The organism is Nocardioides pakistanensis (assembly GCF_054781215.1).
The window spans coordinates 22,752-49,063 of record NZ_BAAGUV010000033.1; the positions used below are offsets into that span (position 1 = coordinate 22,752).

27 protein-coding genes and 2 tRNA genes are annotated in these 26,312 nt (G+C 71.6%); 23 read left to right on the forward strand and 6 right to left on the reverse strand.

All coding sequences use genetic code 11. The features are described 5' to 3' along the window. The first annotated feature begins 12 nt into the window (after positions 1-12). The gene (locus tag ACYVIH_RS12625; protein WP_460869804.1) at positions 13-1,887 is read left to right on the forward strand and encodes an ABC-F family ATP-binding cassette domain-containing protein; all 1,875 of its coding nucleotides are present in this window, start codon (positions 13-15) and stop codon (positions 1,885-1,887) included. 91 nt (positions 1,888-1,978) lie between these two features. Here the strand turns inward: ACYVIH_RS12625 and ACYVIH_RS12630 are convergent, their stop codons facing one another. After that, positions 1,979-2,473 carry a MarR family winged helix-turn-helix transcriptional regulator gene (locus ACYVIH_RS12630; RefSeq protein ID WP_460869805.1) on the reverse strand — a complete coding sequence of 165 codons (495 nt, stop codon included), beginning with the start codon at positions 2,471-2,473 and terminating at the stop codon, positions 1,979-1,981. Positions 2,474-2,560: 87 nt separating this feature from the next. On the opposite strand from ACYVIH_RS12630, the gene ACYVIH_RS12635 reads away from it, so the two are divergent. The 3 genes from ACYVIH_RS12635 to ACYVIH_RS12645 are packed head-to-tail and all read left to right on the forward strand — an operon-like array spanning position 2,561 to position 4,154. Next, the gene (locus tag ACYVIH_RS12635; RefSeq protein ID WP_460869806.1) at positions 2,561-3,346 is read left to right on the forward strand and encodes a trans-aconitate 2-methyltransferase; all 786 of its coding nucleotides are present in this window, start codon (positions 2,561-2,563) and stop codon (positions 3,344-3,346) included. Continuing rightward, positions 3,343-3,801 (forward strand): GNAT family N-acetyltransferase, encoded by a 459-nt coding sequence (locus ACYVIH_RS12640; RefSeq protein ID WP_460869807.1) that lies wholly within the window; start codon positions 3,343-3,345, stop codon positions 3,799-3,801. The genes ACYVIH_RS12635 and ACYVIH_RS12640 overlap by 4 nt, the downstream gene beginning before the upstream one ends. Next, positions 3,798-4,154: a VOC family protein gene (locus ACYVIH_RS12645; protein WP_460869808.1), complete on the forward strand. Its 357-nt coding sequence runs from the start codon at positions 3,798-3,800 to the stop codon at positions 4,152-4,154. Before ACYVIH_RS12640 ends, ACYVIH_RS12645 begins: the two co-directional genes overlap by 4 nt. A gap of 20 nt (positions 4,155-4,174) precedes the next feature. Here the strand turns inward: ACYVIH_RS12645 and ACYVIH_RS12650 are convergent, their stop codons facing one another. Beyond that, positions 4,175-4,771, reverse strand: a complete 597-nt coding sequence (locus ACYVIH_RS12650; RefSeq protein WP_460869960.1) for a TetR family transcriptional regulator — start codon at positions 4,769-4,771, stop codon at positions 4,175-4,177. 85 nt (positions 4,772-4,856) lie between these two features. After that, a complete protein-coding gene (locus tag ACYVIH_RS12655) occupies positions 4,857-5,852 on the reverse strand; it encodes an acyl-CoA desaturase (protein WP_460869809.1) in 996 nt (331 codons plus the stop codon). A 131-nt stretch (positions 5,853-5,983) separates the two neighbouring features. Here ACYVIH_RS12655 and ACYVIH_RS12660 point away from each other — a divergent pair. The 10 genes from ACYVIH_RS12660 to ACYVIH_RS12705 all read left to right on the forward strand — a co-directional run bounded on the left by ACYVIH_RS12660 (position 5,984) and on the right by ACYVIH_RS12705 (position 17,323). Beyond that, positions 5,984-6,066 (forward strand) — tRNA-Gln (locus ACYVIH_RS12660). Between the two features lie 62 nt (positions 6,067-6,128). After that, positions 6,129-7,631: a bifunctional UDP-N-acetylglucosamine diphosphorylase/glucosamine-1-phosphate N-acetyltransferase GlmU gene (gene glmU, locus ACYVIH_RS12665; RefSeq protein WP_460869810.1), complete on the forward strand. Its 1,503-nt coding sequence runs from the start codon at positions 6,129-6,131 to the stop codon at positions 7,629-7,631. A 37-nt stretch (positions 7,632-7,668) separates the two neighbouring features. After that, positions 7,669-8,649 carry a ribose-phosphate diphosphokinase gene (locus ACYVIH_RS12670; protein WP_460869811.1) on the forward strand — a complete coding sequence of 327 codons (981 nt, stop codon included), beginning with the start codon at positions 7,669-7,671 and terminating at the stop codon, positions 8,647-8,649. Between the two features lie 201 nt (positions 8,650-8,850). Beyond that, on the forward strand, positions 8,851-9,534 hold the full coding sequence (locus tag ACYVIH_RS12675; protein WP_460869812.1) for a 50S ribosomal protein L25/general stress protein Ctc: 684 nt from the start codon (positions 8,851-8,853) through the stop codon (positions 9,532-9,534). Between the two features lie 93 nt (positions 9,535-9,627). Next, entirely contained in the window at positions 9,628-10,212 is a 585-nt protein-coding gene (gene pth / locus ACYVIH_RS12680; protein WP_460869813.1) for an aminoacyl-tRNA hydrolase, read from the forward strand. 106 nt (positions 10,213-10,318) lie between these two features. Continuing rightward, entirely contained in the window at positions 10,319-11,122 is an 804-nt protein-coding gene (locus ACYVIH_RS12685) for a 3'(2'),5'-bisphosphate nucleotidase CysQ (RefSeq protein WP_460869814.1), read from the forward strand. A gap of 120 nt (positions 11,123-11,242) precedes the next feature. Beyond that, complete coding sequence (locus ACYVIH_RS12690; protein WP_460869815.1) at positions 11,243-11,923, forward strand: hypothetical protein; 681 nt, start codon at positions 11,243-11,245, stop codon at positions 11,921-11,923. Positions 11,924-12,022: 99 nt separating this feature from the next. Continuing rightward, positions 12,023-15,652, forward strand: a complete 3,630-nt coding sequence (mfd, locus tag ACYVIH_RS12695) for a transcription-repair coupling factor (RefSeq protein WP_460869816.1) — start codon at positions 12,023-12,025, stop codon at positions 15,650-15,652. Positions 15,653-15,696: 44 nt separating this feature from the next. Continuing rightward, positions 15,697-16,377 (forward strand): RAD14 family DNA repair protein, encoded by a 681-nt coding sequence (locus tag ACYVIH_RS12700; protein ID WP_460869817.1) that lies wholly within the window; start codon positions 15,697-15,699, stop codon positions 16,375-16,377. 7 nt (positions 16,378-16,384) lie between these two features. Continuing rightward, positions 16,385-17,323 carry a nucleoside triphosphate pyrophosphohydrolase gene (locus ACYVIH_RS12705; protein ID WP_460869818.1) on the forward strand — a complete coding sequence of 313 codons (939 nt, stop codon included), beginning with the start codon at positions 16,385-16,387 and terminating at the stop codon, positions 17,321-17,323. A gap of 9 nt (positions 17,324-17,332) precedes the next feature. Here the strand turns inward: ACYVIH_RS12705 and ACYVIH_RS12710 are convergent, their stop codons facing one another. Further along, the gene (locus tag ACYVIH_RS12710) at positions 17,333-17,542 is read right to left on the reverse strand and encodes a hypothetical protein (protein ID WP_460869819.1); all 210 of its coding nucleotides are present in this window, start codon (positions 17,540-17,542) and stop codon (positions 17,333-17,335) included. 330 nt (positions 17,543-17,872) lie between these two features. Here ACYVIH_RS12710 and eno point away from each other — a divergent pair, with 330 nt between their 5' ends. From eno to ACYVIH_RS12750, 8 genes are all read left to right on the forward strand, one after another. Further along, positions 17,873-19,153, forward strand: a complete 1,281-nt coding sequence (gene eno / locus ACYVIH_RS12715; protein WP_460869820.1) for a phosphopyruvate hydratase — start codon at positions 17,873-17,875, stop codon at positions 19,151-19,153. A gap of 183 nt (positions 19,154-19,336) precedes the next feature. Next, positions 19,337-19,753: an FtsB family cell division protein gene (locus ACYVIH_RS12720; protein WP_460869821.1), complete on the forward strand. Its 417-nt coding sequence runs from the start codon at positions 19,337-19,339 to the stop codon at positions 19,751-19,753. Further along, on the forward strand, positions 19,750-20,313 hold the full coding sequence (locus tag ACYVIH_RS12725; protein ID WP_460869822.1) for a DUF501 domain-containing protein: 564 nt from the start codon (positions 19,750-19,752) through the stop codon (positions 20,311-20,313). The genes ACYVIH_RS12720 and ACYVIH_RS12725 overlap by 4 nt, the downstream gene beginning before the upstream one ends. After that, positions 20,310-21,248 (forward strand): Ppx/GppA phosphatase family protein, encoded by a 939-nt coding sequence (locus ACYVIH_RS12730; RefSeq protein WP_460869823.1) that lies wholly within the window; start codon positions 20,310-20,312, stop codon positions 21,246-21,248. The genes ACYVIH_RS12725 and ACYVIH_RS12730 overlap by 4 nt, the downstream gene beginning before the upstream one ends. 8 nt (positions 21,249-21,256) lie before the next feature. Then, entirely contained in the window at positions 21,257-22,108 is an 852-nt protein-coding gene (locus tag ACYVIH_RS12735; RefSeq protein WP_460869824.1) for a uracil-DNA glycosylase, read from the forward strand. Between the two features lie 22 nt (positions 22,109-22,130). Continuing rightward, positions 22,131-22,658, forward strand: coding sequence for a glycine cleavage system transcriptional repressor (locus ACYVIH_RS12740; RefSeq protein WP_460869825.1), 528 nt, complete (start codon positions 22,131-22,133; stop codon positions 22,656-22,658). Beyond that, the gene (gene def, locus ACYVIH_RS12745) at positions 22,655-23,221 is read left to right on the forward strand and encodes a peptide deformylase (protein WP_460869826.1); all 567 of its coding nucleotides are present in this window, start codon (positions 22,655-22,657) and stop codon (positions 23,219-23,221) included. The genes ACYVIH_RS12740 and def overlap by 4 nt, the downstream gene beginning before the upstream one ends. 11 nt (positions 23,222-23,232) lie before the next feature. Then, positions 23,233-23,305, forward strand: a tRNA-Leu gene (locus tag ACYVIH_RS12750). Between the two features lie 6 nt (positions 23,306-23,311). Here ACYVIH_RS12750 and ACYVIH_RS12755 read toward each other — a convergent pair. Together ACYVIH_RS12755 and ACYVIH_RS12760 are read right to left on the reverse strand one after the other, a co-directional pair. Further along, positions 23,312-23,737, reverse strand: a complete 426-nt coding sequence (locus ACYVIH_RS12755; protein ID WP_460869827.1) for a pyridoxamine 5'-phosphate oxidase family protein — start codon at positions 23,735-23,737, stop codon at positions 23,312-23,314. Positions 23,738-23,841: 104 nt separating this feature from the next. Then, entirely contained in the window at positions 23,842-24,885 is a 1,044-nt protein-coding gene (locus ACYVIH_RS12760; RefSeq protein WP_460869828.1) for a LacI family DNA-binding transcriptional regulator, read from the reverse strand. 123 nt (positions 24,886-25,008) lie between these two features. On the opposite strand from ACYVIH_RS12760, the gene ACYVIH_RS12765 reads away from it, so the two are divergent. Continuing rightward, the gene (locus tag ACYVIH_RS12765) at positions 25,009-26,274 is read left to right on the forward strand and encodes a sugar ABC transporter substrate-binding protein (RefSeq protein WP_460869829.1); all 1,266 of its coding nucleotides are present in this window, start codon (positions 25,009-25,011) and stop codon (positions 26,272-26,274) included. Positions 26,275-26,312: the final 38 nt, after the last annotated feature.

Sequence of the window (26,312 nt, forward strand, 5' to 3'; positions counted from 1 at the left end):
GATAGCCCCCTGATGGCCACCCCTGCACCGAACCTCGTCAACCTCGAGCGCGTCCACAAGTCCTACGGGATCCGGCCGCTGCTCGACGGCGTGAGCCTCGGCATCGGCGCGGGCGAGCGCGTGGGCGTGGTCGGTCGCAACGGTGACGGGAAGACCACCCTGCTGCGGATCGTCGGCGGTCTCGAGGAGCCCGACCAGGGGCGGGTGTCGCGATCGCGCGGCCTGCACCTGGGGTACCTCACCCAGGGCGACGACCTCGACCCGGCCGCGACCGTCCAGCGGGCCGTGCTCGGCGAGCTCGCAGAGCACGAGTGGGCGGCCGACTCCTTCACCCGCGAGATCGTCGAGGTGCTGCTCGCCGGCGTCCCGCTGGACCGGGAGGTGGCCGCGCTCTCCGGTGGCGAGCGGCGGCGCTGCTCCCTGGCCCGGCTGCTGCTCGGCGAGCACGACCTGATCGTGCTCGACGAGCCGACCAACCACCTCGACGTCGAGGCGGTGTCCTGGCTCGCGCAGCACCTTGCCCGCCGTACCTCCGCGCTGGTGGTGGTCACCCACGACCGCTGGTTCCTCGACGCGGTCTGCGACACGACGTGGGAGGTGCACGACGGCGTCGTCGACGTCTACGACGGCGGCTACGCGGCGTTCGTGCTCGCCAAGGCAGAGCGGCAGCGGCAGGCCGCGGCCTCCGAGGCTCGCCGGCAGAACCTGATGCGCAAGGAGCTCGCCTGGCTGCGCCGGGGGGCGCCCGCCCGGACCTCGAAGCCCAAGTTCCGCATCGACGCCGCCAACGCGCTGATCGAGAACGAGCCGCCGCCACGCGACACCCTGGAGCTCCAGCGGTTCGCCACCCAGCGGCTGGGCAAGGACGTGCTCGACGTGGAGGACGTGACGCTCGCCCGCGGCGACAAGGTGCTGCTCGACCACGCCACCTGGCGGCTCGGCCCCGGCGACCGGGTCGGGCTGGTCGGCGTCAACGGGGCCGGGAAGACCTCGGTGCTGCGGATGCTCGCCGGCGACCTGGCGCCGGCCGCGGGACGGGTGAAGCGCGGCAAGACGGTGGCGATCGCCCAGCTCAGCCAGTCCCTCGAAGGTGACGCGACCGGTGCGGCGCCGGCGCTGGACCCGCAGGACCGGGTGCTCGACGCGGTCGAGGCGATCAAGCGGGTGACCAGGACGGCGACCGGCGAGGTCACCGCCTCGTCGATGCTGGAGCGGTTCGGCTTCACCGGCGACCGGCTGACCACCCGGATCGGCGACCTGTCCGGTGGTGAGCGGCGCCGGTTCCAGCTGCTGCGCATCCTGCTGACCGAGCCCAACGTGCTGCTGCTCGACGAGCCCACCAACGACCTCGACATCGAGACGCTCACCGTGCTCGAGGACTTCCTCGACGGCTGGCCGGGCACGCTCGTGGTGGTCTCCCACGACCGGTACTTCCTCGAGCGCACCTGCGACACGGTGTGGGCGCTGCTGGGCGACGGCCAGGTCCGGATGCTGCCGCGCGGGGTGGAGGAGTACCTCGAGCGCCGCGAGGCGATGCTCGCCGTCGGTGGTCCCGCCGCGCAGGGGACGGCCGGGGCGGTCACGGCGGCCGGGCCCTCGTCGGGGCCCGCGTCCTCGGGTGCGGCGTCCTCCGGCTCGGCGTCCTCCGGCTCGGCGTCCTCCGGCGCCTCGTCGGCCGAGCAGCGGGAGGCGCGCAAGGCGATGGCGCGCATCGAGCGGCAGCTGACCAAGGTGACCAACCGCGAGGAGGAGCTGCACGCGCAGCTGGTCGAGCACGCGACCGACTACGAGCGGCTCGGGGAGCTGAACGACAAGCTCCAGGCCGTGCTCGCCGAGAAGGAGGCGCTCGAGGAGGAGTGGCTCGAGGCCGCGTCGGTGCTGGAGTAGCACCGGGGTCTTCCTCCGTGCTGTGGACGGTTCCTCCGCGGTGTGAAGCGTGTGGAGCGTCCATAACCCCGCATTACTTGGGGGGCGGGGGCTACTGCTCGGGCTCGAAGGGGGCGACCAGGTCGCGCAGCAGCGACGCCAGCCGCTGCTGCGCCTTGGGGTCGAGGCCGGCGAGCAGCTCGCGCTCGCGGTCGAGCAGGCTGGCCAGCGCGCCGTCGACGGTACGGCGGCCGGCGTCGGTCAGGCGCACGAGCACACCGCGCCGGTCGTGCGGGTCCGGCAGCCGCTCGACCAGGCCGCGCGTGACGAGCCGGTCCACCCGGTTGGTCATCGTGCCGCTGGTCACCAGGGTCTCCCGGATCAGCCGGCCGGGGGAGAGCTCGTAGGGGGTGCCGGCGCGGCGCAGCGCGGCGAGGACGTCGAACTCCCACGGCTCCAGGCCGTGGTCGGCGAACGACGCCCGACGGGCGCGGTCGAGGTGGTGGCCCAACCTGCTCACCCGGCTGAGCACCTGCATCGGGGCCAGGTCGAGGTCGGGTCGCTCGCGTTGCCAGTCCTCGAGCAGCCGGTCCACTTCGTCGCGCATGACCTTCATGCTACCCGTCGAGATTCTTGACATCGAGAGATCTGGCCGACACGATGTATCTTGACATCAAGATACTTGGAGGGTGCGATGGCCGACCACACCTGGGACCCGGAGCGGTACCTCACCTACGCCGACGAGCGAGGACGGCCCTTCGCCGACCTGCTGGCACGGGTGGGCGCGACCGACCCCGCGCAGGTTGTGGACCTGGGCTGCGGCCCCGGCAACCTCACCGGCCGGCTCCGGCAGCGCTGGCCCTCGGGCCAGGTCACCGGCCTCGACTCCTCCCCGGAGATGATCGCCCGTGCCCGTGAGGCAGGGGTGGACGGTGTCCGGTTCGACGTCGCCGACCTGCGGGAGTGGCGTGCCGAGCGGCCGGTCGACGTACTCGTCTCCAACGCCACGCTGCAGTGGGTGCCCGGCCATCTCGACCTGCTGCCGCAGCTGGTCGAGCAGGTGGCCCCGGGTGGCTGGTTCGCGTTCCAGGTCCCCGGCAACTTCGCCGAGCCGAGCCACGTGCTGCTGCACGAACTGGCGGCCGACGAGAGGTTCGCGCGGCACGTCGAGGGCGTCGCCCGCCCGGCCGCGCACGGACCCGAGGTGTACCTCGACGCACTGCTCGGACTCGGCTGCCGCGTCGACGCGTGGGAGACGACCTACCTGCACCTGCTGACCGGCGAGGACCCGGTCTTCACCTGGATCAGCGGGACCGGGGCCAGGCCGGTGCTCCAGGCGCTGCCCGACGGCCTGCGCGAGGAGTTCGAGGCGGAGTACCGCGCGATGCTGCGGACCGCCTACCCATCGGGTCCGCACGGCACGGTGCTGCCCTTCAGGCGGGTCTTCGTCGTCGCACAGGCCGCCGGGGAGCGGTCGTGATCATCCGCGAGGCGGAGCGGGCGGACCTGTCGGCGATCGTCGCCCTGCTGCACGAGGACGTGATCCGTGAGGTCGACGAGTCCGAGGTGCCGCCGGAGGCGTACGCCTCCGCGTTCGACGAGATCACCGCCGACGCCCACCAGCAGCTCCTCGTCGGCGAGCTCGACGGGCAGGTGGTCGCGACCGCGCAGCTGACCTGGGTCCGGCACCTGACCTACGTCGGCGGGCTGATGTGCCAGGTGGAGTCGGTGCGCGTGCGCTCCGACCACCGCGGGCTCGGCCTCGGCCGCGAGCTCATGGACCACATCGTCGGGGTGGCGCGCGAGCGGGGTGCCGTCCGTGTCGAGCTGACCACCAACCGCGCCCGCGAGCGGGCCCAGGAGTTCTACCAGCGACTCGGCTTCGTGCCCTCCCACGTCGGCATGAAGCTCTACCTAGGAGGAGAGAGCGCATGATGCTGCACCACGTCCAGGTCTCCTGTCCCGCCGGCGGCGAGGACGCCGCCCGGGCGTTCTACGCCGACGGGCTCGGCATCCCCGAGGTCGCCAAGCCGCCCGTCCTCGCAGCCCGCGGCGGGTGCTGGTTCCGCGGCGACGGAGTGGAGGTGCACGTCGGCGTCGAGGCCGACTTCCGGCCCGCCGGCAAGGCGCATCCGGCGTTCCTCGTCGACGACATCGACGCGACCGCCGTACGACTGGCCGAGCGGGACTTCCCGGTTGCCTGGGACGACGACTTCCCCGGCTACCGCCGCTTCTACACCGCCGACGGCAACGGCAACCGCGTGGAGGTGCTGGCGGCCAGGACCTGAAGTGGCCGCGGGGGCGTCGACTAGGGCTTGGTGCGCAGCCGCGGGTCCTTCTCGATGCCGGCCAGGCCGTTCCAGGCGAGGTTGACCAGGTGCGCGGCCACGACGTGCTTCTCGGGCTCGCGGGCGTCGAGCCACCACTGGCCGGTCGTGCCGACCATCCCGACCAGCATCTGCGAGTAGATCGGTGCCAGCTGGGGGTCGAAGCCGCGGTTGCCGAACTCCGCCGCGAGGATGTACTCCACCCGCGAGGCGATGTCGCCGATGATCGACTGGAAGGACCCCGAGGCCGACCCGATGGGGGAGTCGCGCACCAGGATCCGGAACCCGTCAGGTGCCTGCTCGATGTAGTCGAGCAGCGCGAACGCCGCCTGCTCCAGCAGGGCGCGGGGGTGCGCGGCGTCGAGGGAGTCCTGCATCATCGCCAGCAGTCGGCGGACCTCGCGGTCCACGACCACGGCGTAGAGGCCCTCCTTGCCGCCGAAGTGCTCGTAGACCACCGGCTTGGAGACTCCGGCGCGGGCGGCGATCTCCTCGATCGAGGTGCCGTCGAAGCCGCGTTCGGCGAACAGGCCGCGGGCGATGTCGACCAGCTGCTCGCGCCGCTCCGCCGCGGTCATCCGCGCGCGGCCGATGCGCCGGGTCTTCTCCTCGCTCACGTCAGCCACGCGCCCCATGATGTCAGGGGCGCGTGGCGACGAGGGTTCAGGCCGCCTCGGGCAGGCGCTGGTTCTTCACCAGCTTGCCTTCGACCCGCTCCTTGACCGGCCAGCGGACGTCCTTGACCCAGCCCATCTTCTCCATGAACCAGATCACCCGGGCCGAGGTGTCGACCTGTCCGCGCAGCACGCCGTGCCGGGCGCAGGTTGGGTCGGCGTGGTGCAGGTTGTGCCAGGACTCGCCCATCGACGGGATCGCCAGCCACCACACGTTCGCGGACTTGTCGCGGGAGAGGAACGGCCGCTCACCGATCGTGTGGCAGATCGAGTTGACCGACCAGGTCACGTGGTGCAGCAGGCTGACCCGCACCAGCGAGCCCCAGAAGAAGCCGGTCAGCGCGCCCTGCCACGACATCGTCAGCAGGCCGCCGAGCAGCGCCGGCAGCAGCAGGGACACCGCGACCCACATCGGGAACTGCTTGGAGATCCGGACCAGGTCGCGGTCCTTCATCAGGTCCGGGGCGTACTTGCGCTGCGGGGTCTGCTCGGGGTTGAACAGCCACATCATGTGGGCGTACCAGAACCCCTTGCTCAGCGCCTTGAGGTCGGTGCCGTAGCGCCACGGCGAGTGCGGGTCGCCGTCGCGGTCGGAGAACTTGTGGTGCTTGCGGTGGTCGGCGACCCAACGGATCACCGGGCCCTGGATCGCCATCGAGCCGGCGATCGCCCAGAAGATCTTCACCGCCCGGTTGGGCTTGTAGGACTTGTGCGTGAACAGCCGGTGGAAACCGACGGTGATGCCGTGGCCGGTCAGCCAGTACATCGTCACCATGATCGCGATGTCGGTCCAGCCCAGCCAGCCGCCCCAGGCGACCGGGACGGCCGCGGCGACGGCCAGGAACGGGACGATGATGAACACGGCCAGCGCGACCTGCTCCTTGCGCGACTGAACGTCACCGCCCCACGTCGCGGTGACCAGCTCTGGCTGCTCCGCGGTCGACTCGGGTGCGGACGTGACGGTTGCGGGAGGGGGAGGGGTCATAGGTGGTGTTCCTCGCAGAGGGTGCGATCGGAGATTTCTTACCTACGCAACCGTAACCTACGGCTCCGTAAGTGACCAGGTCCTGCTCGGTGAGAGCCGCCCGGCCCGATTGCGTAATGTGTGCCCCACGATCCCCGGTTGGTCTGTCGGCAGGGCCCGCCGCACTTTGAATGCGGACAAAGCGACGTAGGTTCGACTCCTACCCGGGGAGCCAAGCGCCGGCCGCCGGGGGCGCCGGAGGGGTCCAGACCACTCGTTCGACCAGGGAGCACACACGTGACCAAGACCGAATCGGGCGCTGCGCCGCTGGCCGTCGTCGTCCTGGCCGCCGGCCAGGGCACCCGGATGAAGTCCAAGCGGATGAAGGTGCTGCACGAGATGTGCGGGCGCAGCCTGATCGGTCACGTCATCGCCGCCTCCCAGGTGCTGCGCCCCCAGCACCTCGTCGCCGTCGTCGGCCACCAACGGGAGCAGGTGGAGCCGCACATCCTCGAGCAGGTCCCCGACCCGGTGATCGCCGTGCAGGAGACCCAGGACGGCACCGGCCATGCCGTCCGGGTGGCGGTGGAGAGCCTCGCCGCCCGGGCCGGTACGACGGACGGCACGGTGGTCGTCATGTTCGGCGACACCCCACTGCTCGAGGGGCAGACCGTGGCCGACCTGGTCGCCGACCACGCCGGCTCCGGACGGGCGCTGACCATCCTCACCGCCGAGCTCGAGAACCCGTTCGGCTACGGACGGATCCTCCGCGACGGCGAGGGCAACGTGACCGCGATCGTGGAGCAGAAGGACGCGACTCCCGAGCAGGCCGCCATCCGCGAGATCAACAGCGGGATCTTCGCCTTCGACGGGGCGTTCCTCGCCGACGCGGTCACCAAGATCACCAACGACAACGCCAAGGGCGAGTACTACCTCACCGACGTCGTCGAGATCGCGCGTGCAGCCGGTCGGACGGTCGGCGCCTACACCGTCGAGGACGTCATCCAGACCGAGGGCGTCAACGACCGGGCCCAGCTCGCCGGGCTCGCCGCCGAGCTGAACCGCCGCGTGCTCACCCGCTGGATGAGGGACGGGGTCACCGTCGTCGACCCGAGCACGACCTGGGTCGACGTCACGGTCGAGCTCGCCGCCGACGTCACCCTGCTGCCGGGCGTGCAGCTGCACGGGTCGACCCGGGTCGGGGAGGACGCCGTGGTCGGGCCCGACACGACGCTGACCGACGTCACGGTCGGCGCCGGCGCGAGCGTCGTACGCACCCACGGGTCCGGCGCGGTGATCGGCCCGGGCGCGACGGTCGGCCCGTTCTCCTACCTCCGGCCGGGCACCGTGCTCGGCGGCACGGGCAAGATCGGGGCGTTCGTGGAGACCAAGAACGCGCAGATCGGCGAGGGCGCCAAGGTGCCGCACCTGAGCTACGTCGGCGACGCGGAGATCGGCGAGGGCACCAACATCGGCGCCGGCACGATCTTCGCCAACTACGACGGGGTCAACAAGCACCGCACGACCGTCGGCCGGCACGCCCGGACCGGCTCCAACAACACCTTCATCGCCCCGGTGAGCATCGGCGACGGCGCGGTGACCGGCGGCGGCACCGTCGTACGCCGCGACGTGCCGCCGGGCGCCCTGGCGGTCTCGACCGGTCCACAGCGGCACATCGACGGCTGGGTGCTGCGCAAGCGTGCCGGTACGGCGGCCGCCGAGGCCGCCGAGGCAGCGCTGGAGGGTGGGACGTCTCACAGGGACGGCTCCCAGGTCGCGCCGGGGCAGCGGCCTGAGTGACAATCGACGCGGGGCAGGCATCGAGCGAGGAGCACGCGTGAGCGGAATGAAGCGGACGACCGAGAAGAACCTGATGGTCTTCAGTGGTCGGGCACACCCCGAGCTCGCCGAGGAGGTCGCCGAGCAGCTCGGCACGGGCCTGGTCCCGACCTCGGCCTACAACTTCGCCAACTCCGAGATCTACGTCCGGTTCGAGGAGTCGGTCCGCGGCTGCGACGCGTTCGTGATCCAGAGCCACACCGCTCCGGTCAACGAGTGGATCATGGAGCACCTGATCATGGTCGACGCGCTCAAGCGCGCCTCGGCCAAGCGGATCACGGTCGTGATGCCCTTCTACGGCTACGCCCGGCAGGACAAGAAGCACCGCGGCCGCGAGCCGATCTCGGCGCGGCTGATGGCCGACCTGTTCAAGACCGCCGGCGCCGACCGGCTGATCGCGGTCGACCTGCACACCGCGCAGATCCAGGGCTTCTTCGACGGCCCGGTCGACCACCTGATGGCGCTGCCGATCCTCACTGCGCACGTCCGGGAGAAGTACGGCCACGAGAAGCTCGCGGTCGTCTCGCCCGACGCCGGCCGGATCAAGGTCGCCGAGCAGTGGTCCAACCGGCTCGGCGGCGCCCCGTTGGCGTTCATCCACAAGACCCGCGACATCAACCGGCCCAACGAGTCGGTGGCCAACCGGGTCGTCGGTGAGGTCAAGGGCCGGATGTGCGTGCTGGTCGACGATATGATCGACACCGGCGGCACGATCGTGAAGGCGGCCGAGGCGCTGATGGCCGAGGGTGCCAGCGGCGTGATCATCGCCGCGACCCACGCGATCCTCTCCGACCCGGCCGTGGACCGGCTCAAGAACTGCCCGGCCGCGGAGGTGATCGTCACCAACACGCTGCCGATCTCCGACGAGCGGCGCTTCGACAAGCTCACCGTGCTCTCGATCGCGCCGCTGGTGAGCCGGGCGATCCGTGAGGTCTTCGAGGACGGCTCGGTGACCAGCCTGTTCGACGGGCAGGCCTGATTTCGCAGAACCTGCCGGTCCTCGCTAGGATTGGCAAGTTGCCTCGGCGAGGGAGAGATCTCGCTCCGTGATCGACGCGGCGGCTCCCTCCCGGTGCTGGCACCGGGACACGGCCGCGCGCATCGCGCGCAGATCCCCGCGGGCCTGGGCGACCAACCACGTTGAAGTTCGAGTTGCCTTCGTCGATTGAGGAGTTCCCCCGTGTCCGAGACCAAGATCCAGGCCGAGCCGCGCACCGAGTTCGGCAAGGGCGCCGCCCGCCGCATCCGCCGCGCCGACAAGGTGCCCGCGGTGCTCTACGGCCACGGCACCGACCCGATCCACGTCACGCTGCCCGGCCACGAGACGATGCTCGCCCTCAAGCACGGCGGCGCCAACGCGCTGCTGTCGATCGAGATCGAGGGCAAGTCGCAGCTCACGCTGCCCAAGCAGATCCAGCGTGACCCGATCAAGGGCTTCCTCGAGCACCTCGACCTCCTCGTCGTGAAGAAGGGCGAGAAGGTCACCGTCGAGGTCCCCGTGCACGTGGTGGGCGACTCCGCCCCGGAGACGCTCGTCGTCACCGAGCACCCGACCGTCACCGTCGAGGCCGAGGCCACCCACATCCCCGAGTTCATCGAGGTGTCGGTGGAGGGCGCCGAGGTCGGCACCCAGATCCTCGCCAAGGACCTGTCCCTGCCCTCCGGCTCGAGCGTGCAGGTCGACGAGGAGACCCTCATCGTCAACGTCACCCACGCCCCCACCGCCGAGGAGGTCGAGGCGGAGCTGGCCGAGACCGAGGGCGAGCTGGGCATCGAGCGCGAGGAGGCCGAGGAGGCCGCTCCCGCTGCTGGCGAGGGCGAGGGCGAGGCCGCTGCCGCCGAGGGCGAGAGCACCGAGGGCTGAGAGAAGCCCACACCCCTACGCTGAGCGTCCATGTGGCGCAGGTGGAGGGACGTACGCACGCGTGAAAGGGCCGGGAGCTCCCGAGAGACGACGATGACAGAGGACCTGTGGCTGGTCGTCGGGCTCGGGAACCCCGGCCCTGCGTATGCCGGCAACCGGCACAACATCGGGTACATGGTCAACGACGAGCTGGCCGCCCGGGTCGGATCGGGATTCCGGCCGCACAAGACCGGCCGCGCGGACGTGGTCGAGGGCAGGCTCGGCGGACCGGGGGGCCCGCGCGTCGTGCTGGCCCGGCCGCGCTGCTACATGAACGAGACCGGCGGTCCGGTCTCGGCGCTGACGAAGTTCTACAAGGTGCCGGCCGACCGGGTGATCGCGGTCCACGACGAGCTCGACATCGCGTTCGACACGCTCCGGGTGAAGTTCGGCGGCGGCGACAACGGCCACAACGGCCTGCGCTCGATGCGCGGCTCGCTCGGCACCGGTGACTTCTACCGGGTGCGGGTCGGCATCGGTCGCCCGCCGGGTCGCCAGTCGCCGGCCGACTTCGTGCTCGCCGACTACTCCTCCGCCGAGCGGAAGGTGCTGCCCTTCCAGATCGACAAGGCCGCCGACGCGGTGGAGAGCCTGATCACCGACGGCCTCGAGCAGACCCAGAGCCGCTTCAACTCCTGACCACCTCCGCTGTAACGCGGGGTTATGGACGCTCCACACGTGTCACACCGCGTGGGAACCGTCCACGGCCCCGCACCAGATCTCGACGTAGGAAAGGTGCATCACCGTGACCGACTTCGACGCAGGACAGCCGCCCGCTGAGGCCGCCACCGACGACCACGTGCTCGCCGCCTGGACCGCCACCGTGGCCGGCCGGCTGCTGATGCAGGTCCGCGGCGAGGGCCTGGAGGGCAAGGAGCTCAAGGACGCCGGCGACCGCGCCGCCCACGAGCTCCTGATGCGCCTGCTCGCCGAGCACCGGCCCGACGACGCCGTGCTGTCCGAGGAGAGCGCCGCGAGCATCGCGAACAAGGCCCGCCTGTCGGCCAGGCGCGTGTGGATCGTCGACCCCCTCGACGGGACCCGTGAGTTCTCCGAGCCGCCGCGCGAGGACTGGGCGGTGCACGTCGCGCTCTGGGCGGACGGCGACCTGGTCGCCGGTGCCGTCGCGCAGCCGGGTCTGGACACCACGTTCAGCACCGGCGAGCCGCCCGTCGTACCCCCGCGGACCAGCGAGCGCCCGCGGATCGCGGTCAGCCGGACCCGCCCGCCGGAGTTCGTCACCGCGCTCGCCGAGGAGATCGGCGCCGACTTGGTCCCGATGGGCTCGGCCGGGGCCAAGGTGATCTCGGTGGCCCGCGACGTGACCGACGCCTACGTCCACGCCGGCGGACAGTACGAGTGGGACTCCGCGGCCCCGGTCGCGGTCGCCCGAGCGGCCGGCCTGCACACCAGCCGGGCCGACGGCGCGCCGCTGGCCTACAACCAGGAGAACGTGCTGCTGCCCGACCTCCTGGTGTGCCGCCCCGAGCTGGCCGAGCAGATCACCGACTTCGTCAAGCGCTACTGGGCCGAGCACCCGCCGGCCTGAGGTACGGCGGCCCGCGCGACGGCGGCCCGCGCGACGGCGGCGCGCCCTACGAGGCGCGTGACGACAGCGCGGGCCGTTCGGCACTGGTGGCCGGCGGCGCCCTGGCGTGAGCCTGGGGTCATGAGGACCGACGCCGTGCACCTCGGCGGCCTCGCGGCAGTCGCCGCCCTCGTCGCCGGCGGGGCAGCGCTCGCGTTCGAGCGGGCCTCCGCCGACGTGCTCACCGCAACCCCTGCAGAGTTCAGCGGGTGGGCAGCCCGCTACGAGACCGAGCTGCTGAGCCAGAGCCTGTTCTTCGTGCTGAGCACCGGCTTCGTGGTGCTCGTCTGGTCGGGGCTGCGGTCGCTGGCCGGAGGCGCCGCAGGGGCCGTGGCGTTCGGCGCCGGCCTCGTCTACGCAGGCCTGAGCCTGTCGGCACAGGCGATCCAGGTCGCGACCGCCCGCGCCGCCGCAGGAGGGATCGAGCCCGACGTGGTCGCCACGCTCGGCGACCTGATGGTGGTGCTCCTCCTGGTCGCGAACCTCCCGCTCGTGGTCGCGCTCGGCGCCGTCGCGGTCGCTGGGCACCGCCACGACGGGGTTCCGCTGTGGCTGGGCCGGCTGTCGGCGGCCGCAGCGCTCGTGCACCTGCTCCCGCTGCTCGGCATCGTGGCGACCGAGGGTGTGATGTCGGCCGAGGGTGCGATCGGCTACCTGGCCTACCCGGTGTTCGTGGCGTGGCTGGTCGCGGTGGCCGTCGTACTCCTGCGGGCGCCGGCCGCGGTGGATCGCCCGAAGCTGCCGGTCGGGGCCACCCCGTAAACTCGGTGGACGTCACCCCCTCGTCGACCTCGACAGGGGGCATCGGTGTTGTCCACCGGGCGTCCCCGGCCCGGCCATCCCCACAGAAAGAGCAGAACCGTGAGCCTGAAGGGTCTGGCCGACCTCGTCCTGCGCGACAAGGTGCTCGCCTCCGCGATGGAGGACGCCCGCGGGGGAAGGGTACCCAGCCTCGACCTCACCGGCCCCGGATCGCTGCGGCCGTTCGTGGTCAAGGGTCTGGTGGACGCCGGACGCACGGTGCTGGCCGTGGCCGCGACCGCCCGAGAGGCCGAGGACCTGGTCACCTACCTCGGCGACCTGGTCGACCCCGACACCGTGGCCTACTACCCGGCCTGGGAGACGCTGCCGCACGAGCGGCTCTCGCCGCGCTCGGACACCGTCGGCCGTCGGCTCGCCGTGCTCCGCAGGCTCCGGCACCCCGGTGGCGACGCGAGCAACGGTCCGCTGAAGGTCGTCGTCGCCCCGGTCCGCTCGATCCTCCAGCCGCAGGTCAAGGGCCTGGCCGACCTCGAGCCGGTCGAGCTCGCCGTGGGCGACGAGGCGGACCTCGACGATGTCGTCCGCCGGCTCGCCGACGCGGCCTACTCCCGGGTCGACCTGGTCGAGAAGCGCGGGGAGTTCGCGGTCCGCGGCGGCATCATCGACGTCTTCCCGCCGACCCAGGAACACCCGGTGCGCGTGGAGTTCTGGGGCGACGAGGTCGAGGAGATCCGCTCGTTCGCCGTGGCCGACCAGCGCTCGCTGGAGCCGGTGCCCCGGCTGTGGGCGCCGCCGTGCCGGGAGCTGCTGCTCACCGAGGAGGTACGCCGACGCGCGGCTGCGCTGGGCGAGGCACATCCCGAGCTCGCCGAGATCACCCACAAGATGGCCGAGGGGCTCGCCGTCGAGGGCATGGAGTCGCTGGCCCCGGTGCTGGTGGACGAGATGGAGATGCTCGTCGACCTGATGCCCGACGACACGCACGTGCTGGTGCTCGACCCGGAGCGGGTGCGCAGCCGGGCGCACGACCTGGTTGCCACGAGCGAGGAGTTCCTCGCCGCCTCCTGGGCCGCCGCGGCAGGAGGCGGGCAGGCACCGGTCGACCTCGGTGCGGCGTCGTACCGGTCCCTGGCCGACGTACGCGCCCTCAGCCTGGCGCAGGACAAGCCGTGGTGGAGCATCTCGCCGTTCGGGCTGGACCCTGACGCCGGTGGTTTCGAGACGCTCGCTTCGCTCGCTCCTCAACCACCGGGGCCGTTGCGTGACGAGACCGGCGAGATCGTGGACTCCGGCGTGGACGCCGAGGCCGGTGCGGTCGAGTCGCGCACCCTGGGGATCCGGCCCGTGGACGCCTACCGCGGCGACATCGAGCACGCGATCACCGACATGAAGCAGTGGCTCGGCAACGGGTCGCGGGTGGTGCTGCTCAACGAGGGGCACGGCCCCGCGGAACGGATGGTCGAGGTGCTCAAGGAGCACGACGTGCCGGCCCGGCTCGTGGGGAGCCTCGACGCCGATCCCGAGCCGGGGATCGTGCACGTCACCACCGCCTGCCTCGACCACGGTTTCGTCGACGACGAGCAGTGCCTCGCGGTGCTCACCGGTGACGACCTGACCGGCCAGCGGTCCTCCACCAAGGACATGCGCCGGATGCCCACGCGGCGCAAGAAGCAGATCGACCCGCTCGAGCTCAAGCCCGGCGACTACGTCGTGCACGAGCAGCACGGCGTGGGCCGCTACGTCGAGATGGCGCAGCGCACCGTGCAGGGCGCGACGCGGGAGTACCTCGTGCTGGAGTACGGCTCCTCCAAGCGGGGCGCGCCGCCGGACCGGCTCTACGTCCCGGCCGACACGCTGGACCAGGTCACCCGCTACGTCGGCGGCGAGCAGCCGAGCCTGGACCGCCTCGGCGGTGGCGACTGGGCCAAGCGCAAGAGCCGGGCTCGCAAGGCGGTGCGCCAGATCGCCGCGGAGCTGATCAAGCTGTACGCCGCCAGGCAGGCCACCCAGGGGCACGCGTTCGGCGCCGACACGCCCTGGCAGCGGGAGCTCGAGGACGCCTTCCCGTTCGTGGAGACCGTCGACCAGCTGACCACGGTCGACGAGGTCAAGCGCGACATGGAGCAGCAGGTCCCGATGGACCGGCTGGTGTGTGGCGACGTCGGCTACGGCAAGACCGAGATCGCCGTACGCGCAGCCTTCAAGGCGGTCCAGGACGGCAAGCAGGTCGCCGTGCTGGTGCCGACCACGCTGCTGGTCCAGCAGCACTTCTCGACCTTCGCCGAGCGGATGGCCGGCTTCCCGGTGGTGCTCAAGGGGCTGTCGCGGTTCCAGACCGACGCGGAGGCCAAGGCGGTGCTCGAGGGGCTCGCCGAGGGCAGCGTCGACATCGTGATCGGCACGCACCGGCTGCTCAACCCCGACATCAAGATCAAGAACCTCGGCCTGGTGATCGTCGACGAGGAGCAGCGCTTCGGCGTCGAGCACAAGGAGGCGATGAAGCGGCTGCGCACCTCCGTCGACGTGCTCGCGATGTCGGCGACGCCGATCCCGCGGACCCTGGAGATGGCGATCACCGGCATCCGGGAGATGTCGACGATCACCACCCCGCCGGAGGAGCGACACCCGGTGCTGACCTACGTCGGCGCCTACGAGGACCGGCAGGTCACCGCGGCGATCCGCCGCGAGCTGCTCCGCGAGGGCCAGGTGTTCTACATCCACAACCGGGTCAGCACGATCGAGAAGGCCGCGGCCAGGATCCGCGCGCTGGTGCCCGAGGCCCGGGTCGGCGTGGCCCACGGCCAGATGGGCGAGCACCAGCTCGAGCAGGTGATGGTGGACTTCTGGGAGAAGCGCTTCGACGTGCTCGTGTGCACCACGATCGTGGAGTCAGGGCTCGACGTCTCCAACGCCAACACGATGGTGATCGAGCGGGCCGACATGCTCGGTCTCTCCCAGCTGCACCAGCTCCGCGGCCGGGTGGGTCGTGGTCGCGAGCGCGCCTACGCCTACTTCCTCTACCCGGCCGACAAGCCGCTGACCGAGACCGCGCACGAGCGGCTCGCGACGCTGGCCCAGCACTCCGACCTCGGCGGCGGCATGGCGATCGCGATGAAGGACCTCGAGATCCGCGGTGCCGGCAACCTGCTGGGTGGCGAGCAGTCCGGCCACATCGCCGACGTCGGCTTCGACCTCTACGTGCGGCTGGTCGGCGAGGCGGTCGCGGAGTTCAAGGGCGACGCGTCGGCTGAAGAACCGGAGGTGAAGATCGAGCTGCCGATCGACGCCCACCTGCCGCACGACTACGTGCCCTCGGAGCGGCTGCGGCTGGAGATGTACAAGCGGCTGGCCGAGGTGCGCAGCGACGAGGACGTCACTGCGATCCGCGAGGAGCTGGTCGACCGGTACGGCGAGCCGCCGACCCCGGTGGCAAGCCTGCTCGAGGTGGCCCGGCTCCGGGCACGGGCGCGGCGAGCCGGCCTCACCGACATCACGTTGCAGGGCAAGTACCTCCGCTTCGCGCCGGTCGACCTGCCCGACTCCGGCAAGGTCCGGCTCGACAGGCTCTACCCGCGCAGCATCCTCAAGCCCGGCGTGCGTACGATGCTGGTGCCCCGGCCCATGCCCACCACCGTGGGAGGGCCGCCCATCCGGGACGAGGAGCTGCTCGCGTGGGCACGGCAGGTCATCGACTCGATCGTCGACCGGGAGCCGGTCCCGAGCAGCTGAACCCGCCGAGCCCATCTCGGTCCAGGTCGAACGAGGAGTCACACGTGTTGGTCGCAGGACGCAGGCTGAAGCTCGCAGCGCTCGCTGCCGGGGCGGCGACGGTGCTCGCCGGCTGTGGTCTCCACCCCGGAGCAGCGATCGTGGTCGGGTCGACGACGATCTCCCACGACGAGGTCGACGACGTCGCGCTCGCGGTCTGCTCGGCGAACCTCGCCACGGCCCGCGCCAGCAACCAGCCGCTGCCCACCCTGCCCAGCCGCGGTGCCCGCGAGGTCGCGGTCTCGATCCTGCTCGACACCGAGCTCTCGCAGCGCTTCGGCGAGTCGCAGGGCGTGGAGGCCAACGCCCAGCAGGTCTCGCAGGCGGTCGCCCAGAACGAGAACGGCCTGGCCCTGCTGCCCGAGGACCAGCGCGAGGACTTCCGCACCGCGCTGCGGGAGTACGCCGAGGGCCAGCTGATGCTGATCGAGGTCGGCCGCGAGTCGCTCGGCCGCAACGCGAGTGAGGACGAGGCGCTCGCCGAGGGTGTCCGGCTCCGCAACGAGTACGTCGACGGGCTCGACGTCGAGGTCGACCCCCGCTACGGCCGGTTCGAGGACGGCACGTTCAAGCGCGGCGGGACCTCGCTGTCGGTGCCGGCGTCCGACCGCGCGCAGGCCGGCGACCAGGACCAGCCCGACGAGGGGTTCGTCGCGGAGCTGCCCGCGTCGCAGCAGTGCAGCTGACGCCGCTGTGCTGACCCTTCTGGTCACCAGCCCGCGCGTCGCAGCCGGGCTGATGTCGTGGCCCGCCTGGCAGGCGGTGTCCACCGCGCCGCGGGTGCTGGCCTCCGGCGACGGCTCGGCACTGTTCCGTGCCGTGACCGCGAGCGGCCACCAGGTCGACGTGCTCCCCGAGCCACGGCTCGACGACGTGCTGTCCCTGGCCACCGACATCGACCTGGTCTGGCTGGCCACCGACGAGGAGGCGTCCGCCTGGCCGCACCTGCTCGCCGAGCGGCTGGTCGCAGGTGAGGACCTCCCCGAGGTCGAGGTGCTGCACGCGTCGTACGACGTGCCCGGTGCGCGCCTGCTCGACCTGGTCACCGTGATGGACCGGCTGCGCACCTCCTGCCCGTGGGACCGGGAGCAGACCCACGAGTCGCTGGCGAGGTACCTGCTCGAGGAGGCCTACGAGACGCTCGAGGCGATCGAGAGCGGCGACTACGCCCATCTGCGCGAGGAGCTCGGCGACCTGCTGCTTCAAGTGCTGTTCCACGCCCGGATCGCCGCCGAGGCCGACCCCGAGGACGCGTTCACGATCGATGACGTGGCCGGCGGGATCGTCGACAAGCTGGTGCACCGGCACCCGCACGTGTTCGCCGGTCTCGACGTGGCCGATGCCGCGGAGGTCGAGCGGAACTGGGAGCAGCTCAAGGCCACCGAGAAGGGCCGAGCGTCGGTGCTCGAGGGGATCCCGCTGGCCCTTCCGGCGCTGGCGCTGGCCGACAAGACGCTCAGCCGCGCCGCGCGGGCGGGGGTCACGCCGTCGCCGGCCGGCGAGGAGCTCGGTGACCGGCTGCTCACGCTCGTGGTCGAGGCGAGGGCTGCCGGCCTCGACGCAGAGCAGGAGCTGCGGGCCGCCGTACGCCGGTTGGCCGACGCCGTGCGGGCCACCGAGGCCGGCAGCTAGCCAGGGGTCTCAGACCGCGCGCTGCTGGGGGATGAAGATCTCCGGCGCGGTGCGCATCGGCACCACCTGCCGGGGCGCGGCCACGCCGAGCACCGCGTCGATGGCGGCCTGGTCGAGCCGCGGGCCGGACTCGGAGGCGAGCACCATCAGCTCGGTGACCAGCTCGATCTCCGCGATCAGCTCCGCGTCGTTGAGGTCTACGTCGAGGTTGTCGCTCACTGTCTGCTCCTTGGGGGTCTCACCGGGATCAACGAGCGGGCGTGGTGCGGGTTAGTAGTCATTTCGGGCTATTTGCGGATGGCCCGCCCGGGGCCACCGGCCGCAGTCAGCCCCGCGGAATGGGCACGAACCGCAGCTATCTCGCTCCGGAGCTGTTGTTCGTGCCCATTCCTGGCAGCGGGCTGCCACTTCTGCCCACTTCCGGCGCCGGACCCGGGCCCCGCGCGTTGCCTTGGTGAGCCTGCTCTCGTGAGGCGAGCCCTGCCGAGTCGTACGCCGGCCCGCCGTTAGGCTGGCTCCTGTCCAGACATCAACCGCTAGGAGCAGACCGTGGCGTCCATCGAGGCTGTCGGCGCACGCGAGATTCTCGACTCGCGTGGCAACCCCACTGTTGAGGTCGAGGTGGCCCTCGACGACGGAACCGTGAGCCGTGCCGCGGTGCCGTCCGGGGCGTCCACCGGTGCCTTCGAGGCGGTCGAGCTGCGCGACGGCGGCTCGCGCTACGGCGGCAAGGGCGTCGAGAAGGCCGTCGACGCGGTCCTCGACGTGATCGGTCCCGAGCTGGTCGGCTTCGAGGCCTCCGAGCAGCGCCTGGTCGACCAGCGCCTGCTCGAGCTCGACGGCACCCCCAACAAGGCCAAGCTCGGGGCCAACGCGATCCTCGGTGTCTCGCTGGCGGTCGCCCGGGCCGCCGCGGACTCCGCGGACCTGCCGCTGTTCCGCTACCTCGGCGGCCCCAACGCGCACCTGTTGCCGGTGCCGATGATGAACATCCTCAACGGCGGTGCCCACGCCGACACCGGTGTGGACGTCCAGGAGTTCATGATCGCCCCGGTCGGTGCGCCGACCTTCCGCGAGGCGCTGCGCCAGGGCGCGGAGGTCTACCACGCGCTGAAGTCGGTGCTCAAGGAGCGCGGTCTCGCCACCGGCCTCGGCGACGAGGGTGGCTTCGCCCCCGATCTCGGCTCGAACCGTGAGGCGCTCGACCTGATCACCACCGCGGTGGAGAAGGCCGGGCTGAAGGCCGGCGAGGACATCGTGTTCGCCCTCGACGTCGCGGCGACCGAGTTCTTCTCCGACGGCGCCTACCAGTTCGAGGGCTCGGCCAAGAGCGCCGAGCAGATGCTGGCCTACTACAGCGACCTGGTCGCGTCGTACCCGATCGTCTCGATCGAGGACCCGATGAGCGAGGAGGACTGGGCCGGCTGGGGCTCGATGACTGCCGCGCTGGGCGACAAGGTGCAGATCGTCGGCGACGACCTGTTCGTGACCAACGTCGAGCGGCTCGCGCGCGGCATCGCCGAGCAGTCGGCCAACGCGCTGCTGGTGAAGGTCAACCAGATCGGTTCGCTGACCGAGACCCTGGACTCCGTTGACCTGGCCCACCGCAACGGCTTCCGGTGCATGATGAGCCACCGCTCCGGCGAGACCGAGGACACCACGATCGCCGACCTGGCGGTGGCCACGAACACCGGCCAGATCAAGACCGGTGCCCCGGCCCGCTCCGAGCGCGTCGCGAAGTACAATCAGCTGCTCCGCATCGAGGAGGAGCTCGACGACGCGGCCCGCTACGCCGGTCGTGGCGCGTTCCCCCGCTTCGGGCGCAGCTGAGCCAGGCCCGTGCCGAGCAGCCGTCCGTCGTCGTCTCCGGGGTCTCGTCCCCGCGGGACGGCGAGCCGACCCTCGGGATCCCGAGCCGGTGCGCGTCCCGCGACCCGGCCGGCCCCGCGGGCGGCGGCCGGACGAGGCGGCGGCGCGACCCGGCCGGTCCGGCCGAGGTTCACCGGCCGAGCGGTGATCCTGCTGCTCGTGCTCGGCGTGCTCGCGGTGTCCTACGCCTCCAGCATGCGTGCGTACCTCGAGCAGAAGGCGCACCTGGCCGAGCTGCGGGCGAGCATCGCCGAGTCCGAGGACAACATCGCCGAGCTCCAGCGGGAGAAGCGGCGCTGGCGTGACCCGGCGTACGTCGAGGCGCAGGCGACGCAGCGCCTCGGCTGGGTGATGCCCGGGGAGATCGGCTTCCAGGTGCTCGACGAGAACGGCGAGCCGCTCGGCCACGAGGACAGCCTGTCGGACCCCGACGCGATCGAGGCCGAGAACGAGCCCGCGTGGTGGGAGAAGGCCTGGGGGACCATGGAGGCGGCCGGCAACCCCGAGGAGCTGCCCGACCCGGTCGAGGAGATCGACCCGCCGAAGAAGAGGAAGAAGTGACCTCCGAGCCCGTCACGGCCCGCGACGAGGCAGTCATCGCCGCCCAGCTCGGCCGGCCACCCCGCTCGATCCACGCGATCGGGCACCGCTGCCCGTGCGGCAACCCCGACGTGGTGGCCACCGAGCCGCGGCTGGAGGACGGTACGCCGTTCCCCACGACGTTCTACCTGACCTGTCCGCGCGCCGCCTCGATGATCGGCACCCTCGAGGCGTCCGGGCTGATGAAGGAGATGACCCAGCGGCTCGAGGACGACGCCGAGCTGGCCGAGGGGTACCGCCGCGCGCACGAGGCGTACCTGGCGTACCGCGAGGCGATCGCGGAGGTGCCCGAGATCCACGGCGTCTCCGCCGGTGGCATGCCCACCCGGGTGAAGTGCCTGCACGTGCTCGCCGGCCAGGCGCTGGCCCAGGGTCGCGGGGTGAACCCGCTGGGCGACGAGGTGCTCGACCTGCTCGGTGCGTTCTGGGCCGAAGGTCCCTGCGTGGTGGTCGAGGCGTCGGTGGTCGAGCCCGTCGAGCGCCCGGTGGTCGAGCCCGCCGAGACCGAGGGCAACCCGTGACCCGGGTGGCCGCGATCGACTGCGGCACCAACACGATCAAGCTGCTGGTCGCCGACCTGTCGACCGAGACCGGCCAGGCGGACGAGCACGTGCGCGAGATGCGCATGGTGCGGCTCGGGCAGGACGTCGACCGCACCGGCCGGCTCGCCCCGGAGGCGCTGGAGCGGACGTTCGCCGCGATCGACGAGTACGCCGCGATCATCGCCGCCCACGACGTGGAGGCGATCCGGTTCTGCGCGACATCCGCGGCCCGGGACGCCGCCAATGCCGCCGAGTTCGCCGCCGGCGTGGAGGCCAGGCTCGCCGTGACGCCCGAGGTGGTCTCCGGCCCCGAGGAGGCACAGCTGTCCTACGACGGCGCGACGCGCGGGCTGGCCGGGCGGGGGCTGCCCGCACCGCTCCTGGTGGTCGACATCGGCGGCGGCTCGACCGAGCTGATCCTCGGTGACCCGGCCGCAGGACCGGGACACGCGCACCTGCGCGCCTCGCGGTCCCTCGACATCGGCTCGGTGCGGATGACCGAGCGACACCTGCGCTCGGACCCGCCGATGGCCGACGAGGTCGCCGCCGCCACGGCCCAGATCGCCGAGGCGCTTGCCGGGTCCGGCGTGCCGTTGGGAGAGGCGCGCACCGTGGTCGGTGTCGCCGGCACGATCACCACCGTCGCCGCCGCGGTGCTCGACCTCGACGGCTACGACCGTGCGGCCATCGACCAGGCGGTGCTGGCGGTCGCGGACGTGCACGCCGTCACCGAGCGGCTGCTCGCGATGACGGTCGCCGAGCGGCGTGCACTGCCGTTCATGCACCCCGGTCGCGCGGACGTGATCGGCGCGGGTGCGCTGATCCTCGACGAGGTGCTGCGGCGTACGTCGGTCGACACGATGCTGGTCTCCGAGGCCGACATCCTCGACGGGATCGCCTGGTCGGTGGCCTGAGGAGCGCCGTGTCCGACGTACTGCTGCCGCACCCGCTGACCGGCGACCTGTTCCCGAGCCCGGTGCCGCCGGGGACCGGATGGCCCGACGACCCGGCCGCGGTGGACACGCCCGTCGCGGAGACGCCCGCCGACGTGATCGCGCTCGCCGACGCTGCCGCCGGACTCTCCGACATCGACGCCCGGGTCTCGGTGTGCCGTGCCTGCCCGCGGCTGGTGCGGTGGCGCGAGGACGTGGCGGTCGGCAAGCGCGCGTCGTTCGCGGGCGAGCCGTACTGGGGCAGGCCGATCGCCGGCTGGGGCGACCCCGAGCCTCGGGTGCTGATCATCGGGCTCGCCCCGGCGGCCAACGGCGGGAACCGCACCGGCCGGATCTTCACCGGCGACCGGTCCGGCGACTGGCTGTTCGCCTCGCTGCACCGCGTCGGGCTCGCCGCGCAGGAGACCTCGGTGCACGCCGGGGACGGCCAGCGGCTGCTCGGTGCCCGGATGGTCGCGACCGTGCGCTGTGCGCCGCCGGACAACAAGCCGACGATCGAGGAGCGCGACACCTGCGCGCCGTGGCTGGTCGAGGAGGTCTCGATGGTCGCCGGGTCGGTGCGCGCGGCTGTCGCGCTCGGCTCCTACGGCTGGGACGCGGCACTGCGCGTCTTCCGGGCGGTCGGGTACGACGTGCACCGCCCCAAGCCGAAGTTCGGCCATGCGGCCGAGACCGTGCTCACCTCGCCGGAGGGCCGCGAGCTGGTGCTGCTCGGCAGCTACCACCCCTCGCAGCAGAACACCTTCACCGGCAAGCTCACCGAGCCGATGCTCGATGCGGTGCTGGCCCGCGCCGCGTCACTGGGCGGACTGCCCGGCTGAGCGCGGTGTGGCGCATGGGAGGATGGCGCCCGTGACTCTGCACGCCATCACCGTCCTCGGACACGACCGCCCCGGCATCATCGCCGAGACCACCCGCGTCCTCGCCGACCTCGGCCTCAACATCGAGGACTCCACGATGACGCTGCTGCGCGGCCACTTCGCGATGATGCTGGTCTGCGCGGGCAGGCCCGGTGCCGAGGAGATCGAGTCCGCCCTCGCCGGGCTGACCCGGGACGGCTCGCTGACCGTGGCGGTGCGCGAGGTCCCCGAGGAGCCCGCGCACGAGGCGGTCGGGTCGACGTACGTCCTCACCGTGCACGGCGGCGACCGCGCCGGCATCGTCTCCACGCTGGTCGGCGAGGTGGCCGCCGCCGGCGGCAACATCACCGACCTGACCACCCGCCTGGCCGGGGACCTCTACGTCCTCGCCGCCGAGGTGGACCTGCCCGCGGACGCCGACGTCGAGGCGCTCCAGGCCGCGCTGCGCCGGGCCGGCGAGGAGCTCGGGGTCGGGGTCACGCTGCGCGAGATGGAGAGCGACGAGCTGTGAGCTCCGCTCCCGTCGACGACACCGTCGGCCGCTGGACCGAGAAGGACCTCCCCGTCGAGGGACGTGTCCTCGAGGTGGTGCGCGCCCCGGCGACGGTGCTCTCCCAGGTGGGCGCCGCGATCGACCCCGCCGATCCGGAGATGGTCCAGCTCGCCGCCGACCTGGTCGCCACCATGCGCGTCTCGCCCGGATGTGTCGGCCTGGCCGCGCCGCAGGTGGGCGTGGGCGTGAAGATGTTCTGCGTCGACGTCACCGAGCATCCCAAGACCCGCTCGCACCACGGGACGTTCGTGCTCTGCAACGCCGAGGTGGTCTCCGCCTCGCGCAACGAGAAGGCGCGCGAGGGGTGCATGAGCGTCCCCGACTTCACCGGCGACGTGAAGCGCGCGACCCGGATCGTCGTGGCCGGTCAGCTGCCGGTGACCGGCGAGCGGGTCGAGATCAGCGCGGACGCCTTCGAGGCCAGGGCTCTGCAGCACGAGATCGACCACTGTGACGGGCTGCTGTTCCTCGACCGCGCCGCCGGCGCGCACGCGATCTACCCGCGCAAGACCTATCTTTGACCTGCCTGCCGGCCCCCGTATCCCAATGGCAGAGGAAGAGGTCTTAAAAACCTTTCAGTGTGGGTTCGAGTCCCACCGGGGGTACGACGCTCAGCCGCCCGTGCGCTGCTCGGGTACACCGCCCCTGATCCGGCGCCCGGTGACCTCCTCCGGATGCAGCCGGATGTAGAGCCAGCGCTGCCCGTTCGCCCACGGTCGGGGGTCGTTCTGCTGCCGGATCGAGGCCAGCCACTTGGGGTCGTCGACGAGCTCCGCCCGGCCCTTGACCACGACGCTCCAGCCCTGGTGCGTGGCCACGTCGGCGCCGTCGATCTCGAAGGCCAGCCGGCAGTGCCAGCCGTAGGTGCCGAGCTGGCTGTAGGGGGCGGTCCGGAAGACGATGTCGCCGTCGTAGACCGAGTAGTTCACCGGCACGATGCTCACGCCGGTGGGGGCGTCGATGGCCACGCGGCCGACGACCTCGTTGTGGAGAAGGGCGAGGCACTCCTCGATCGGGATGTCTGTGAGCTCCGCCATGGTGCGCTCCCTGGGTCTCCTCCATCCTCGGTCGCGGCGCTGCGGGCGCAAAGGCAGAAGGTCCTGCCCCGGACATGTCACGCCGGGCAGGCTAGACAGACCGGTCAGCGGGCCCCGGGCGCCGCCGCGGTGGAGCCGCGGACGATCAGCTCGGGGGAGAACAGGTACTCACCCGTGGGCGCGTCGTGGCCGCTGATCGCCTCGGCGAGCGCCTGGACGGCTGCCTGGCTCATCGCGGCCACCGGCTGGCGGATCGTCGTGAGCGGAGGGTCGGTGAAGGAGATCAGCGGCGAGTCGTCGAAGCCGACCACGGACACGTCGGTGGGCACCTGGCCGCCGCGGGCACGCACTGCGCGCACGACGCCGAGAGCCATCAGGTCCGAGCCGCAGACGATGGCGGTCGCGCCCTTGTCGAGCAGGCGGGTGGCGGCAGCGTGTCCGCCCTCGACGGTGAACAGGGTGCGCTCGACCATGGCCTCGGCATCTGCGGCGCCGATGCCCAGCAGGGTCTGGGACGCGGCGAGGAAGCCGTCGACCTTGCGCTGGGCGACGACGTAGCGGGTCGGTCCGATCGCCAGCCCGATGCGCCGGTGGCCGAGGGCGGCGAGGTGGTTGACGGCCAGCCGCATGGCGAAGGTGTCGTCGGTGGAGATGAACGGGGCCACGACCTCGTCGGTGAAGCCGTTGACCAGGACGACCGGGAGGCCCTGGTCCACGAGCCGGCGGTAGCGCGCCTTGTCGGACGTGGAGTCGGCGTGCAGCCCGGAGATGAAGACGATCCCGGACACGCCACGCGCGAGGAGCATCGCGACGTACTCGTCCTCGGTGACCCCGCCCGGGGTCTGGGTGCACAGTACGGAGGTGTAGCCGCGCTGGGAGAGCATCGACTCCACGGCCTGGGCGAACGCCGGGAAGATCGGGTTCTCCAGCTCCGGGACCACCAGGCCGACGAGTCCCGAGCTGGTCGTGCGCAGCTGGGCGGGGCGCTCGTAGCCGAGCACGTCGAGCGCGGTGAGGACGGCGCGGCGGGTCTCGGCGCCCACGCCCGGCTTGCCGTTGAGGACGCGCGACACCGTGGCCTCACTGACGCCGGCTTGTTCCGCTACGTCCGAAAGACGGGCCTTTCGTCCCTGTGACTGCGGCTGCATGTCAGCAAGACTATCCGGCAACCGTGCAAGAACATCCTAGATCTCTGCAAAATCTTTCAAACTCTGCAAGTTCTTGCTAGGTTCAGCTCACAGCACCATCCTGACTCAAAGGAGAGCCACCCCATGCGCCGTACGAGCGTCAAGGCGACCACCAAGGCCGCCGCCCTGCTCGCCGCGGTCGGTCTGCTCGCTGGTTGCGGAAGCAACGGCGGCTCGAACGACGCGGCCGAGCCCAGCGACAGCCCCACCACCCCGGCCGCCGCCGGCACCATCACCGTGTGGGCCGACGAGACCCGGACCCCGGTCGTCACCGAGATCGGCGAGCAGTTCAAGTCCGAGAAGGGCGTGACCGTCAAGGTCGTCCAGAAGGACTTCGCCACGCTGCGCGACGAGTTCACCACCCAGGCCCCCGAGGGCAAGGGCCCCGACATCCTGATCGGTGCGCACGACTGGCTGGGCAGCCTCGTCGAGAGCGGCGGCATCGCCCCGGTCGAGCTCGGCGACAAGGCCGGCGAGTTCCAGGAGGTGGCGGTCAACGCGTTCACCTACGACGGCCAGACCTACGGCCTGCCGTACGCCGTGGAGAACATCGCGCTCGTGCGCAACACCGACCTCGCGCCCGAGGCGCCTGAGTCGTGGGACGACATGGTCGCCACCGGCAAGCAGCTCGTCGCGGACAAGAAGGCCAAGCTGCCGTTCGCGGTCCAGCAGGACCCGACCAACGGCGACCCGTACCACCTGTTCCCGCTGCAGCAGTCCTTCGGCTCCTCGATCTTCGGCCAGCTCCCCGAGGGTGGCTACGACCCGACCCAGCTGACCATCGGCGACGAGAACGGCGTGGAGTTCGCCAAGTGGCTCTCGCAGGCCGCCAAGGACAAGGTGATCAACCCGTCGGTGACCTACGACATCGCCACCGGTGAGTTCGCCAAGGGCCGGGTGCCCTACATCATCACCGGCCCCTGGGCGCTGGCGACCTTCGACGAGGGTGGCGTGAACTACTCCGTCGAGGAGATCCCCTCGCCGGGCGGTGAGCCGGCCGTGCCGTTCGTCGGTGTGCAGGGCTTCATGGTCAGCGCGCACAGCGAGAACGCCCTCGTGGCCAACGACTTCGTCGTGAACTACCTCGGCACCGAGGACGCCCAGCAGCAGCTGTTCGAGGTCGGCGGCCGTCCGTCCGCGCTGACCTCGGTGTTCGAGGCCAGCAAGTCCGACCCGATCTACGCCGGCTTCGGCAGCGTCGGTGCCGCCGGTGTCCCGCAGCCCAACATCCCCGCGATGGACGCCGTGTGGACCGAGTGGGGCAAGACCGAGATGCAGATCATCAAGGGCGGCGACCCGGTGAAGCTCTGGAACGCGATGACGCAGCGGATCCAGAAGGCCATCGGCTGACGCCGACCTGATCGCAGCACAACTCACAGCACAGTGAT